The sequence below is a fragment of the Pseudomonas sp. SA195 genome, assembly GCF_054131565.1.
In genome coordinates, this window is record NZ_CP096392.1 from 2,909,373 (window position 1) to 2,921,988 (window position 12,616).

Sequence of the window (12,616 nt, forward strand, 5' to 3'; positions counted from 1 at the left end):
GGCTTAGTTCGCCGCTTTCGGGTTGAAGACGTTGCTCAACGAGACTTCACTTTGCGCCAGCCCCTCGGACTCGTTCAGGCCCTGCCTGAGGTAGCGCACCATCTCGGCCTGGCGGGCAATGGCCAGGTCCGTCTCGGGGTCGCCGCCGGGCACGTAGGCGCCCACGCTGATGAGGTCGCGGCTCTGCTGATAGCGCGACCAGAGTTGCTTGAAGCGCTGCGAGCCGCGCAGATGCTCTTGGCTGACCACCGCCGGCATCACGCGGCTGATGGACGCCTCGATATCGATCGCGGGGTAATGCCCCTCTTCTGCCAGCCGGCGCGACAGTACAATGTGACCGTCGAGTACCCCACGTGCGGCATCTGCGATTGGATCCTGCTGGTCATCACCCTCGGAGAGCACGGTGTAGAACGCGGTAATCGAGCCACCGCCTTTTTCCGCATTACCGGCACGCTCGACCAGGCTCGGCAGCTTGGCGAAAACCGAGGGCGGATAGCCCTTGGTCGCCGGGGGTTCGCCGATGGCCAGGGCGATTTCCCGCTGGGCCTGCGCATAGCGGGTCAGCGAATCCATCAGTAGCAGTACGTTCTTGCCCTTGTCGCGGAAATACTCGGCGATGCGCGTGCAATACTGCGCCGCGCGCAGCCGCATCAGGGGGGCATCGTCGGCGGGCGACGCGACGACCACCGAGCGCTTGATGCTTTCCTCGGTGAGGATATGTTCGATGAACTCCTTTACCTCGCGGCCACGTTCGCCGATCAAGCCAACCACGATGATGTCCGCCTCGGTGAACCGCGTCATCATGCCGAGCAGCACGGATTTACCGACACCGGTGCCGGCGAACAGGCCAAGGCGCTGGCCGCGCCCCACCGTGAGCAGGCCGTTGATACAACGAATGCCCACATCCAGCGGCTCGCTGATCGGATGGCGCTTGAGCGGGTTGATCACGGGGCCGTCCATAGGCACCCAGTCCTCGGCCTTCATACCGCCCTTACCGTCCAGGGCGCGGCCTGCTCCGTCGAGCACGCGGCCGAGCATCGAGGTGCCCATGGGCAGCCGCCCGGTATTGGGTAACGGCACGACGCGGGCCCCCGGCGCGATACCGGCGAGACTGCCGACGGGCATCAGGTAGAGCTTGCCGCTGGCGAAGCCCATGACTTCCGCCTCGACCTGCGTCGGGTGGTAGCTGTCTTCGTTGATAACCAGGCAACGGCTGCCGACTGCGGCGCGCAGCCCCTCGGCCTCCAGCGTGAGGCCGACCATGCGCAGCAGGCGCCCCTCGAGGATCGGCTGGGCGGGCAGTTTGATGGCCTCGCCGTAGGCTTCGAAGCGCCTGGCGAAACTGGTACGTTCAAGGCGCATCGGATGGCTCCGCGTCCAGATCGATATGCAGGTCGGCTTCCGGCGGGCTGGTGGCGTTCTCCCGCTGCTGGTCGAACAACTGGGCAATTGCCTGCGCCAGACGGGTTTCCACGCTCGCATCGATCCGGCTCTGCTCGGTCTCGACACGGCAGCCGCCTGGCATCAAGTCGCTGTCCTCGATGATCCGCCAGGTTTCCTCGTGGCGTTCGCGCAGCGCTTTCACCAGTTCGAAGTCCTGCGGATTGATGTGGATGCGCACGTTGCTAGCGCCCATGGGCAGCAGTTTGAGCGCCTCGCGCAGAACCTGACGAATCTGGCTGGAGTCGATCAGCAGGTCGCGCTGGATAACCTCGCGCGCCAGCTGGCTGACAAGCGTCACCATGGCATGTTCGAGGTTGCGGTCCTGGTCGGCGATGGGCTCGAGCAGCTGGCCCATCAAGGTTTCGAGGTTGCGCAGCTTCGGCGCCAGGGCGGCGTCGGCCTCTTGGCGCGCTTTCAGCTGGCCGGCATGGAAGCCGTCCTTCTCGCCGGTGCTGAAGCCCTCGTTATAGGCCTCCTGACGGATTGCCTCGAGCTCGTCGAGCGTCAGCGGTTTGACTTCCTCGACCGGAACGTCCTCGCTGTGGGCCAGCTCGGCCTCCTCGACAGCCGGCTCGGGCACCTCCGGCTCGGATGGCTCGCCGTGCGGATCGAAGCTCGGCAAGGCCCAGCGATCGAAGACATTGATGTCCTTCGCGCGGATCACGTCGCTGGGGTTTTCCTTCGACATCGAGACAGAGTCCTGCTAGTCAGATCATTTCTTCGCCGCCTTTGCCGCCGAGCACGATTTCTCCGGCTTCGGCCATGCGACGGGCGATGGTAAGAATTTCCTTCTGCGCGCCTTCCACTTCGCTGATGCGCACCGGGCCCTTGGCTTCGAGGTCGTCGCGCAGCAACTCGCCAGCGCGCTTGGACATGTTCTTGAACACCTTTTCCTTGATCGCTTCGTCGGCGCCCTTGAGCGCCACCACGAGCACGTCGGAGGATACTTCGCGCAGCAGTACCTGAATGCCCCGGTCGTCGACATCGGCCAGGTTGTCGAATACGAACATCAGGTCTTCGATCTGCGAAGACAGGTCCTCGTCGACTTCGCGAATCGCGTCCATCAGCTGGCCTTCGACCGAGCTGTCGAGGTAATTCATGATGTCCGCGGCGCGCTTGACGCCGCCCAGGTTCGCCCGCGTGGTGTTCGAGTTTCCGGAGAACTGCTTCTCCAGAATCAGGTTCAGCTCCTTCAGCGCCGCCGGTTGCACGGTATTGAGCGAAGAAACACGCAGCACGATATCCAGGCGCACCTTGTGGTCGAAATGCGAGAGCACCTCACCCGCTTGATCCGGGTCGAGGTAGGCCACCACGATTGCCTGGATCTGCGGGTGCTCGTAGCGAATGACGTCGGCCACCGCGCGCGGCTCCATCCACTTCAGGCTGTCCAGACCGCTGGTGTTGCCGCCCAGCAGGATGCGGTCGATCAGGCCACCGGCCTTGTCCTCACCCAGCGCCTGGGTGAGCATCTTGCGGATGTAGCCGTCCGAGCCGACGCCGAGGCTGGTCTGGTCGCCGACGATCTCGACGAACTCGCTCATGACCGACTCGATCTGGTTCTTTTGGACGTTGCGCAGCTGCGCCATCGCCGTGCCGACCTTCTGCACTTCCTTCGGCCCGAGGTGGCGCAGCACTTGTGCGGCATCAGCCTCGCCGAGCGAGAGCAGGAGAATCGCAGCCTTGTCGACCTTGTTCATCTTGGCGGGAACCCGTGCGTCACTCATCTGCGTTGATCCATTCTTTGACGACCTGCGCCACCCGGCCCGGATCGTCAGCTACCAGATTCTTGATGGCATTCAGTTGCGCATCGTACCCCTCGGTCGGGCTCGGCAGCATGATGCTCTGCGGCCCGCTCAGGCTGACCCGATCACTGGCCAGCGAACCCTCGATGCCTTCCATGTCGCCCAGCTCGGCATCGCCTGCGGCGACCGGTGCCAGTTCCTTGCCCTTGCCGGCATTGGTCAGGTTGTTCAGTACCGGACGCAGCACGCCGAACACCAGCACCAGGATGAACAGTACACCCAACACTTGTTTGACGATGTCCCAGAACCAGGGTTGCGTGTAGAACGGGCTGTCGACGAACGTCTCATCCATCGAGTCGCTGGCGAACGGCGCATTGATCACGCTGACGCTGTCTCCACGGCTGGCATCGAAGCCAACGGCGTCCTGCACCAGGCGAGTGAAACGCGCCAATTCTTCGGCACTGCGAGGCGCCCGGGTGGTCTGGCCATCAGCCGAAACCACAACCTGATCGTCCAGCACCACCGCGACGGAAAGCCGACGCAGGCGACCCTGCTGCTGCTTGGTGTAACTGATAGAGCGGTCCAGCTCATAGTTGCGGGTCGACTGCTCACGCTTGTCGGCTGGGTACGGTGCCAGCATCGGCTGGCCGGTCGCCGGGTCCATGACCTGCTGACCGTTGGCGTCGAGCAGCGGCTGGCCGGAGGCGATGGCGCCGGCAGGAGCCGCACCAGCAACCGCATTCTCAGGCGCAGCCGCCGGGCCCGGCGGCTGGTTGCTCAGGGCACCCGGCACGCCTTGCGGGCCGAGGCTGCTTTGACGCTGTTCGTTGACGCTCTGCTCGCTGCGCAGGGCGGGCTGGTCCGGGTTGAACGTCTCGGACGTCGATTCGACCGCGCTGAAATCCACGTCAGCCGACACTTCCGCCTTGTAGCGACCGTTGCCCAGCACCGGCTGCAGGATGTTGTGCACGCGCTGGGTGTAGAGGCTTTCCATGCGGCGGCTGTAATCGAACTGCTTGCCGGCCATGCTCAGCTCGGTCAGCTCTTGTTGGTCGGACAGCAGGTTGCCCTTCTGGTCGACGACAGTGATCTGCGACTTGGTCAGTTCCGGCACGCTGGTGGCGACCAGGTTGATGATCGCCATCACCTGGCTCGGCTCCAGTGTGCGGCCCGGATAGAGCTCGACCAGTACCGACGCGCTCGGCTTACGCTCGTCACGCACGAACACCGAACTCTTCGGGATCGCCAGGTGGACGCGCGCGCCCTTGACGTTGTTCAGGCTGGAGATGGTGCGCCCCAGTTCGCCTTCCAGACCGCGACGGTAGCGAGTGGCTTCCATGAACTGGCTAGTGCCGAGCCCCTGCTCCTTGTCGAGAATTTCGAAACCGATGTTGCTGTCCGTCTGCCCAATGCCGGCGCCGGCAAGCTTCAGGCGCGCACGGGCCAGGTCGTCCGCCTTGACCAGCAGCGCGCCGGAATTGGGCTCGACGGTGTAGGCGATATCGGCTGCGGTCAGGGTCTCCATGACCTGATTGGCGTCCATCCCGGCGAGGCTACCGAGCAGCGGCCGGTAGTCCGGCTGCTGCGACCAGAGCACCACGGCAAAGCCGATCGCGACGCTCGCGGCAAGGCCAACCAGCAGGCCGATCTGCCGCAGCATCGACATCTCGGAGAGGTTCTCGAGAAAAGACAGGCCAAACAGCGGCTTCTTCGGAGCATCCGAATCGACCGTGGCGGGAACTTTGCTAAGCACTTCAGCCATTGATCAAACCCCGCCTTAGACCGGCATCTGCATGATGTCTTGATACGCCTGGACCAGCTTGTTACGCACCTGGGTCATGGCCTGAAAAGAAACGCTGGCCTTCTGCGAGGCGATCATCACGTCGGTCAGATCGACGCCGCCCTGGCCCATTTCGAACGCGCTAGCCAATTGGCTGGAGGCCTGCTGGGTTTCGTTCACCTTGTTGACGGCCTGGCCGAGCATGTCGGAGAAGCTCGGCGCGCCCACTTCCTGGGGCGCAGACACGGGCTTGGAACGCGCCATTGCATCGGTCTGCATGGCGCGCATTTCCAGCATCAAGCGGTTGAATTCGATACCCTGGCTCATTGGTCCTCCATCAGCTGCGGGTTTTTTGACGCTTCGCAGCGGGCACAGGGGTAATAGCAACATCGATGCCAGAACGGCCTGAAGGTGGAGGCCCGACCACAGCCTGAATGTCGTGCTGCTGCGTCACGAGCGCTGCCAGGAATCTTCCGCTTGGGAGATGGCCTCCCCGCCGGCGCCCTCCAGCCTTGAGCGCACCCCATTCCACTGGCTGTTCCGCTCATCGCCATGCCGGCTGTACCGTGACGGCCGCGGCGGGGCGCCCTAGGCTAAGCAGCCGGACTCAAAGGAATCACCATGACGGACGCCACTCGCTCAATGCCTCGCCCGCTTGCCGACACCTCGGCCTCCAGCGTCGTCGCCGGTTTCATCGCCATGCTCACCGGCTACACCAGCTCGCTGGTGCTCATGTTCCAGGCAGGCCAGGCGGCAGGGCTGAGCGAAGGCCAGATCTCGTCGTGGATCTGGGCGTTGTCGATCGGCATGGCGATCTGCAGCATCGGCCTGTCGCTGCGCTACCGCGCACCGGTGGTCATCGCGTGGTCGACGCCCGGCGCCGCGCTGCTCATCACCAGTCTTCCCGGCGTTCCGTACGGAGAGGCCATCGGCGCGTTCATCTTTGCCTCCGCACTGATCGCGCTGTGCGGGCTGACCGGCAGCTTCGAGCGCCTGATGCGCCGCGTCCCCGCCTCGCTGGCGGCGGCACTGTTGGCTGGCGTGCTGTTCAACATCGGCATAGAGATTTTCCGCGCGGTAGAAGTACAGCCCTTGCTGGTGCTCGGCATGTTCTTCAGCTATCTGGTAGCCAAGCGCGTGCAGCCTCGCTACGCCGTGCTTGGCGCGTTGCTAGTCGGCTGCCTGATTGCTGGCTTCTCTGGGCTGCTGGACTTTCAGCGCCTGAGCCTGCGAGTAGCGGTGCCGGCGTGGACTACGCCTTCGCTGTCCATCGCGGCGATCTTCAGCATCGGCATTCCTTTGTTCGTCATCGCCATGGCCTCGCAGAACATGCCCGGCCTGGCGGTGCTGCGTGCCGAGGGGTACGACACGCCGGCGTCGCCGTTGATCTCGGTGACCGGCATCGCCTCGCTGCTACTGGCGCCTTTCGGCTCGCACGGCATCCATCTGGCAGCCATCACGATGGCCATCTGCGCCGGGCCAGAGGCACATGCCGACCGAACCAAGCGCTACACCGCCGCCGCCTGGTGCGGCGTGTTCTATGGCATCGCCGGTATTTTTGGCGCGACGCTAGCCGCATTGTTCGCCGCCTTCCCTACCGCACTGGTCTTGTCGGTCGCCGCACTGGCGCTGCTGGGCTCTATTGGGTCGGGGCTGACCCAAGCGATGCAACAGCCGAACGAGCGGGAGGCAGCGTTGATCACCTTTATGGTGACGGCGTCAGGGCTGACGCTGTTCGGCATTGGCGCCGCGTTGTGGGGCTTGATTGCAGGGGTGCTGACGTTGGTGATTCTCAACGGTCGCAGGTGAGATGGGCGGCAGTATGCCGCCGGCCAAATCCGACTTACCCCCCCCCCGGGGTAACAAGTCACGCTGGCAGGCGGCACGACTTGAGAGCAACGACTTAGATGGCTGTCGCGCCACCGTCCACCGCCAATGCGTGGCCCGTCGTGAAGGCTGCTTCATCGCTGCAGAGATAGAGCACCGCTGCCGCGATCTCTTCTACCTTGCCGATGCGCCCGACCGGATGCATCGCCGCGGCAAATTCGGCCTTGCGTGGATCGGCCTCATAGGCCCGGCGGAACATGTCGGTGTCGATCACTGCTGGGCAGACCGCGTTGACTCTGATGCCTTTTTTCGCATATTCGATGGCCGCTGACTTGGTCAGCCCGATCACCGCATGCTTGGACGCCGAATAAATGCTCATCTTCGGCGCAGCGCCGAGGCCCGCCACCGATGCGGTGTTGACGATCACCCCGCCGCCCTGGGCAAGCATTGCCGGCAATTGATGCTTCATGCACAGCCAGACACCCTTGACGTTGACGCCCATGATGGCATCGAACTCCGCCTCGCTTCCCTCGGCCAGCTTGCCCTGCTCGATCTCGATCCCAGCATTGTTGAAGGCGTAATCCAGCCGGCTGTACGCCTCGATTGTTTGCTCGAGCATGCCGCGGACCTGGTCATCGCGTGTCACGTCACAACGCACGAAGAGCGCCTCGCCGCCCGCCTCCAGGATGGCCTCGACACAGGCCTGGCCGCCGGTTTCGTCGAGGTCGGCGACGACCACCTTCAATCCTTGCCGGGCGAACGCCAGCGCCGTAGCGCGACCGATGCCAGCTGCGGCGCCAGTAACCAGCGCAACCTTTCCGGCGAATGACATGCTCATGCGGATTTCCCTTGTTCTGATAGATGAAGCACCGCCCCGCTGTGACCGAGGCTCGCGAATTGGTCACCGTTATACCGCCAACGCCTGAATCGTCATAAGCCGTTCGCCGGATATCACTCGCGCCGATGCCCATGCATTTCAGAGTTCCGCTTTGCTTGCAGCGGCGGGTCCGAGCGACTAAACCAAAGGTTTTCCTGACCAGAGGCTCCCATGGACAAGACCAATCGCCAATTCCTGCTGGCCAAGCGCCCGATCGGTGCGCCGAGTCGCGACACCTTCGATCTCGTCGAAACACCTCTTGGCGAGCCGGGACCAGGGCAGATCCTAGTGAAAGTGGAATACCTGTCGCTGGACCCTGCCATGCGTGGCTGGATGAACGATGCCAAGTCCTACATTCCGCCGGTTGGTATTGGCGAAGTGATGCGCGCGCTAGGCGTCGGCAAGGTCGTCGCGTCGCAGCACCCCGGTTTCGCGGAGGGTGACTACGTCAACGGTGCACTAGGCGTCCAGGACTACTTCCTCGGCGAGCCCAAAGGCTTCTACAAGGTCGATCCGAACCAGGCGCCGCTGCCCCGCTACCTCTCCGCGCTGGGGATGACCGGCATGACTGCCTATTTCGGTCTGCTGGCGGTCGGCGAACCCAAGGCGGGTGAAACCGTGGTGATTTCTGGTGCGGCTGGCGCGGTGGGCAGCGTCGTCGGGCAAATTGCCAAGATCAAAGGTTGCCGAGTGGTCGGGATCGCCGGCGGTGCGGACAAGTGCCGCTTTCTAACCGACGAGCTCGGCTTCGATGCCGCCATCGACTATAAGAGCGAAGAGGTCGGCGCGGGTCTGAAGCGCACGTGCCCGAAGGGCGTGGATGTGTTTTTCGACAACGTCGGCGGCGAGATCCTCGACACGGTGCTCACCCGCATAACCGTCGGGGCTCGCATCGTGATCTGCGGCGCGATCAGCCAGTACAACAACACCGATGCAGTGAAGGGCCCGGCTAATTACCTGTCGCTGCTGGTGAATCGGGCACGCATGCAGGGCATGGTGGTGATCGACTATGTCTCGCGCTATCCCGAAGCGATGAAAGACATGGCCGGCTGGATGCAAAGCGGGCAGCTCAAAAGCAAGGAAGACATAGTCGAAGGGCTGGATACCTTCCCCGATACGCTCATGAAGCTCTTTACCGGCGGTAACTTCGGCAAGCTGGTGCTGAAAGTCAGCTAAGCCATTGCAGGCCGGCTGCCGCCTGGCAGCCGGCTAGGCCTTCAGGCCAATTGCGCGACGACATCCGCCAAGGCTTTCGCCGGATCGGTGGCTTGCGCAATCGGCCGGCCCATCACGAGGTAGTCCGACCCCGCCTGCATCGCTTCGGCCGGGGTCAGGATGCGACGCTGATCATCCGCTGCCGCGCCTGCTGGGCGAATCCCCGGCGTCACCAGCTTGAGCGAAGGAAACTGCGCCTTGAGCGGCTGAGCTTCCTGCGCCGAACAGACCAGGCCATCGAGCCCGGCCTGGGCTGCCAGTCCTGCCAAGCGCAGCACCTGCTGTTGCGGCGCCAGATTCAGGCCGATGCCGGCGAGATCTTGCTGTTCCATGCTGGTCAGCACCGTAACACCAATCAGCAGTGGCTTGGGCCCGTTGAGCCCGTCCAGCGTCTCGCGGCAGGCCGTCATCATCCGCAACCCGCCGGAGCAGTGGACATTTACCATCCATACGCCGAGCTCCGCCGCAGCCTTCACTGCCATCGCCGTGGTATTGGGAATATCGTGAAATTTCAAATCGAGGAACACGTCGAAGCCCTTGGCGTGCAGCGCCTCGACGATCTGCGGACCGCAGCGGGTGAACAGTTCCTTGCCGACCTTGACGCGGCAAAGCGCTGGATCCAGCCGTTCGGCCAGTGTCAGCGCAGCATCACGGGAAGGAAAATCGAGCGCAACGATGAGGGGGGTCTGGCAGGGCATGGGGCGTCCTCAGCAAATTTCGGCGCGCATTGTCGCAGAATACGGCGCACCGGCGGAGCCCCACCGCGTGGCGACTTTCCGCCTGCCGGGATGGCATCGCCCAGCGCCACAGCGTAAGGTGGCTGCATCACAGCTTTCGGGAGTCGAACATGCCCTGGTACATCTGGTTGCTGCTTGCCGTGGTGCTCGGCTCGATCATCGGCGGGCTGATCCTGCTGAAGGCCGGCGCCCGCAAGATCCCCCTGACCGAAGAGCAAAAACAGCGCATCGCCCAGCGCAACGCCGAAGCGGATGCCGAGGATACCCGCAACCGCTAGCCGCCCCTCCATCACTCGCTCTTTGCCTCAGACTTCACGGGATGTTCGGACCGAACGGTCAGTGATGGCCTTTTGCCTGGCCTCGGGCGATCATTGCTGTCCTTCATAAGGATGAACCATGTCAGCAGTCCCCTCTCCGCTCGGTGATATCCGACCCAAGGCCCAGGCGGCCTTTGCCCGGCGCATTCTGCCTGGCATTGCATGCCTGCTTGCCCTCGCGCTGCTAGCGGCCGCTGTGGCCGTCATACACATTGCCGGCACCATCGACCGAGACGCCCTGGTACGCGAAGGCTTTCTTGCCCAAAGAGCATTCGAGACGCACCAGGAAGGGATGAACCGTCACATCGCCGACAACGCTTTCTGGGGTGATGCCTACGCCAACCTGAGCAGCCAGACCAATCTCGATTGGGCGTACGAGCAGGAGAATCTCGGGCCTTCGCTGTATGAAGATTTCGGCTACGAAGCAGTGTTCGTCGTCGATGCGAACGGCCGCACCACGTATTCAGTCATCCGTGGCGAGCTTAGCGACGTCGATGCGAAGCAATGGCTGGGTCAGGGGTTGTCTACGCTACTGGACGATGCGCGCGTCGCCCTCGACAACGAGGAGACCACGACTGGCCTGCTAACAGCCGAGGGGCACCCGGCCATGGCCGCCGCTGCGGTGATGACCACCGGTGGCAGCGATATCGAACCCACCCCAGGGCCCGCGTCGACGCTCTTGTTCGTCGACCTTCTCGACCCGGCCCGCCTACGCGAACTGGGCGCGGCCTACGCTATCGACGGCCTGCGCGTTGCCCCTAGAAGCGACCAGGAGACCGATGCGCGGTTCGAGCTGGGCTACCTGGACGGCTCGCCGTTGAGCATGACCTGGACGGTGTCCCAGCCAGGTGAATACCTCTTGTGGATTACCATGCCCGTGCTGGGCGGCGTAACGCTCGGCTTGGGCCTGCTTGCCTGGCTATTACTGCGCCAAGCGCTAAAGAACCTGCGGATCATGGACGCCAGCTACGAGCGGCTCGCGGCGAGCCGGGCAGCATTAGCGGCCAGCGAGGAACGTTTCCGGGACGTCGCCGAAGCGGCCTCCGACTGGATCTGGGAAACCGACCAGCAGGCCCGCCTGATCTATCTGTCCAGCCGCTTCGAGGAAATCACCGGCCATGCACCGAGCGAGTGGATCGGGCGCCCCTTGCTCGACCTGCTCATCAGCGACAAGGCTGCCCTGCAAGACTGGCTGGCCAGTTCCCGGCGCGCGCCCCTGCGCTGCAGCTATCGCGCCGCTAACGGCTGTGAGCGGCATTGCCGGTTGTCGGCACGGGCCATACGGCGCAACGGCGAACTCATCGGATATCGGGGCACCGCCAGCGACATCACCGAGGAAACAAAGGCTCAGGCCCGTGTGCAGTACCTCTCGCAGCATGATGCGCTGACGGGCCTGCCCAACCGCAACCGCCTACGCGAATACCTCGAGAACCGGCTCGCCACGGTGACCAGCTTGTCGAGTGTGGCGGTGCTCTACATCGACCTCGACCGGTTCAAGCCCGTCAACGACACACTGGGGCACGGAGCCGGCGACGAGATCCTTGTCGGCGTGTCCAACCGCCTCAAGCAGTGCGTTCGCGCCGATGACCTTGTCGCGCGCCTGGGTGGCGACGAATTCGTCATGGTTCTTGGGCGCCTGCAAGGTAGCGACGATATCGAAGGCCTATGCTCGCGCGTCGTGACCAGCCTCAGCGAGCCCTTCCACTACGAGGAACACCTGATCCATATCGGTGCGAGCATCGGCATCGCGGTGGCGCCGACCGACGCCGTACAGTCCGCCGACCTGCTGCGGTGCGCGGACATCGCGCTGTACCAGGCCAAGGCCAACGGGCGCGGAACCTGGTGTTTCTACGGCAGTGAAATGGACAAGCGGTTGCACGAACGTCGCCGTCAGGAAGACGAACTGCGCCTGGCCTTGGTCGAAGAGCAATTCGAGCTCTACTACCAGCCGCGCTACTTCAGCGAAGGCATGCGCATCAACGGCGCAGAGGCGCTGGTGCGCTGGCACCACCCTACACGCGGCCTGCTTCTGCCCGAGCAGTTCGTGCCACTGGCCGAGGAAACCGGCCTGATCGTCCCTCTCGGCGAATGGGTACTGCGCCAGGCCTGCCACGAGGCGGCGAGCTGGAACGACGAACCCGTGGTCTCGGTGAACCTTTCGCCGTTGCAGCTGCGTAACAACGACCTGTTCGAAGTGATCCGCAGTGCTTTGACCGACAGCGGCTTGCCCGCGGCGCGGCTTGAACTGGAGATCACCGAAAGCGCATTGCTCGAGGAGAATCAAAGCACGCTGGACGTGCTTACTCGCCTCAAAACGCTCGGCCTTCGGCTGGCGATGGATGATTTCGGCACCGGCTACTCTTCGCTCAGCAACCTGCGCCTCTACCCGTTCGACATGATCAAGATCGATGGCAGCTTCGTCGCAGGCATGCAGCATTCGGCCGAGGATCATTCGATCGTCAAGGCATTGATCGACCTGGGCCGCGGGCTGCGCATTCGTGTGACGGCCGAAGGCGTCGAGACCTCAGAGCAACTGGACCTGCTTCTGGCAGATGGTTGCCGGGAAATGCAAGGCTTCCACATGAGCCGCCCGCTACGCGCCAGCGAACTCCACGCGCTGTTCGAGAGCAGCGTTCTCGGCAAAGCCCAGCCCACCGACACCAGCCCGAGCTGACATC

At 63.6% G+C, this 12,616-nt stretch carries 11 protein-coding genes; 4 read left to right on the forward strand and 7 right to left on the reverse strand.

Going from position 1 to position 12,616, the window contains the following annotated elements; genetic code table 11:
* Nucleotides 1-3: 3 nt before the first annotated feature.
* Genes fliI through fliE form a run of 5 tightly spaced genes read right to left on the reverse strand, consistent with a single transcriptional unit; the run spans nt 4 to nt 5,292 of the window.
* A complete protein-coding gene (gene fliI / locus M1D78_RS13430) occupies nt 4-1,362 on the reverse strand; it encodes a flagellar protein export ATPase FliI (RefSeq protein ID WP_437420501.1) in 1,359 nt (452 codons plus the stop codon).
* Nucleotides 1,352-2,131, reverse strand: a complete 780-nt coding sequence (gene fliH / locus M1D78_RS13435; RefSeq protein ID WP_437420502.1) for a flagellar assembly protein FliH — start codon at nt 2,129-2,131, stop codon at nt 1,352-1,354. The genes fliI and fliH overlap by 11 nt, the downstream gene beginning before the upstream one ends.
* Before the next feature lie 19 nt (nt 2,132-2,150).
* Nucleotides 2,151-3,167: a flagellar motor switch protein FliG gene (fliG, locus tag M1D78_RS13440; RefSeq protein WP_437420503.1), complete on the reverse strand. Its 1,017-nt coding sequence runs from the start codon at nt 3,165-3,167 to the stop codon at nt 2,151-2,153.
* Entirely contained in the window at nt 3,160-4,947 is a 1,788-nt protein-coding gene (fliF, locus tag M1D78_RS13445; protein ID WP_437420504.1) for a flagellar basal-body MS-ring/collar protein FliF, read from the reverse strand. The genes fliG and fliF overlap by 8 nt, the downstream gene beginning before the upstream one ends.
* A gap of 15 nt (nt 4,948-4,962) precedes the next feature.
* The gene (fliE, locus tag M1D78_RS13450; RefSeq protein WP_437420505.1) at nt 4,963-5,292 is read right to left on the reverse strand and encodes a flagellar hook-basal body complex protein FliE; all 330 of its coding nucleotides are present in this window, start codon (nt 5,290-5,292) and stop codon (nt 4,963-4,965) included.
* Between the two features lie 294 nt (nt 5,293-5,586).
* Here fliE and M1D78_RS13455 point away from each other — a divergent pair, with 294 nt between their 5' ends.
* Nucleotides 5,587-6,774 (forward strand): benzoate/H(+) symporter BenE family transporter, encoded by a 1,188-nt coding sequence (locus tag M1D78_RS13455; RefSeq protein ID WP_437420506.1) that lies wholly within the window; start codon nt 5,587-5,589, stop codon nt 6,772-6,774.
* Nucleotides 6,775-6,868: 94 nt separating this feature from the next.
* Here the strand turns inward: M1D78_RS13455 and M1D78_RS13460 are convergent, their stop codons facing one another.
* A complete protein-coding gene (locus M1D78_RS13460; protein ID WP_437420507.1) occupies nt 6,869-7,630 on the reverse strand; it encodes an SDR family oxidoreductase in 762 nt (253 codons plus the stop codon).
* A gap of 210 nt (nt 7,631-7,840) precedes the next feature.
* Between M1D78_RS13460 and M1D78_RS13465 the strand changes: the two genes are divergently transcribed.
* A complete protein-coding gene (locus M1D78_RS13465) occupies nt 7,841-8,845 on the forward strand; it encodes an NADP-dependent oxidoreductase (RefSeq protein ID WP_437420508.1) in 1,005 nt (334 codons plus the stop codon).
* Between the two features lie 41 nt (nt 8,846-8,886).
* On the opposite strand, the gene pyrF is transcribed toward M1D78_RS13465, so the two are convergent.
* Complete coding sequence (gene pyrF, locus M1D78_RS13470; protein ID WP_437420509.1) at nt 8,887-9,582, reverse strand: orotidine-5'-phosphate decarboxylase; 696 nt, start codon at nt 9,580-9,582, stop codon at nt 8,887-8,889.
* Nucleotides 9,583-9,731: 149 nt separating this feature from the next.
* On the opposite strand from pyrF, the gene M1D78_RS13475 reads away from it, so the two are divergent.
* Nucleotides 9,732-9,899 (forward strand): DUF2897 family protein, encoded by a 168-nt coding sequence (locus M1D78_RS13475; RefSeq protein ID WP_437420510.1) that lies wholly within the window; start codon nt 9,732-9,734, stop codon nt 9,897-9,899.
* 118 nt (nt 9,900-10,017) lie between these two features.
* On the forward strand, nt 10,018-12,612 hold the full coding sequence (locus tag M1D78_RS13480) for a bifunctional diguanylate cyclase/phosphodiesterase (RefSeq protein WP_437420511.1): 2,595 nt from the start codon (nt 10,018-10,020) through the stop codon (nt 12,610-12,612).
* Nucleotides 12,613-12,616 lie beyond the last annotated feature (4 nt).

Excerpts from the sequence above, each read along its gene's own strand:
- fliE (WP_437420505.1), bottom strand. The coding sequence starts at position 5,292 with ATGAGCCAGGGTATCGAATTCAACCGCTTGATGCTGGAAATGCGCGCC.
- M1D78_RS13460 (WP_437420507.1), bottom strand. The coding sequence starts at position 7,630 with ATGAGCATGTCATTCGCCGGAAAGGTTGCGCTGGTTACTGGCGCCGCA.
- M1D78_RS13455 (WP_437420506.1), top strand. The coding sequence starts at position 5,587 with ATGACGGACGCCACTCGCTCAATGCCTCGCCCGCTTGCCGACACCTCG.
- fliF (WP_437420504.1), bottom strand. The coding sequence starts at position 4,947 with ATGGCTGAAGTGCTTAGCAAAGTTCCCGCCACGGTCGATTCGGATGCT.
- pyrF (WP_437420509.1), bottom strand. The coding sequence starts at position 9,582 with ATGCCCTGCCAGACCCCCCTCATCGTTGCGCTCGATTTTCCTTCCCGT.
- M1D78_RS13465 (WP_437420508.1), top strand. The coding sequence starts at position 7,841 with ATGGACAAGACCAATCGCCAATTCCTGCTGGCCAAGCGCCCGATCGGT.
- M1D78_RS13475 (WP_437420510.1), top strand. The coding sequence starts at position 9,732 with ATGCCCTGGTACATCTGGTTGCTGCTTGCCGTGGTGCTCGGCTCGATC.
- M1D78_RS13480 (WP_437420511.1), top strand. The coding sequence starts at position 10,018 with ATGTCAGCAGTCCCCTCTCCGCTCGGTGATATCCGACCCAAGGCCCAG.
- fliH (WP_437420502.1), bottom strand. The coding sequence starts at position 2,131 with ATGTCGAAGGAAAACCCCAGCGACGTGATCCGCGCGAAGGACATCAAT.
- fliI (WP_437420501.1), bottom strand. The coding sequence starts at position 1,362 with ATGCGCCTTGAACGTACCAGTTTCGCCAGGCGCTTCGAAGCCTACGGC.
- fliG (WP_437420503.1), bottom strand. The coding sequence starts at position 3,167 with ATGAGTGACGCACGGGTTCCCGCCAAGATGAACAAGGTCGACAAGGCT.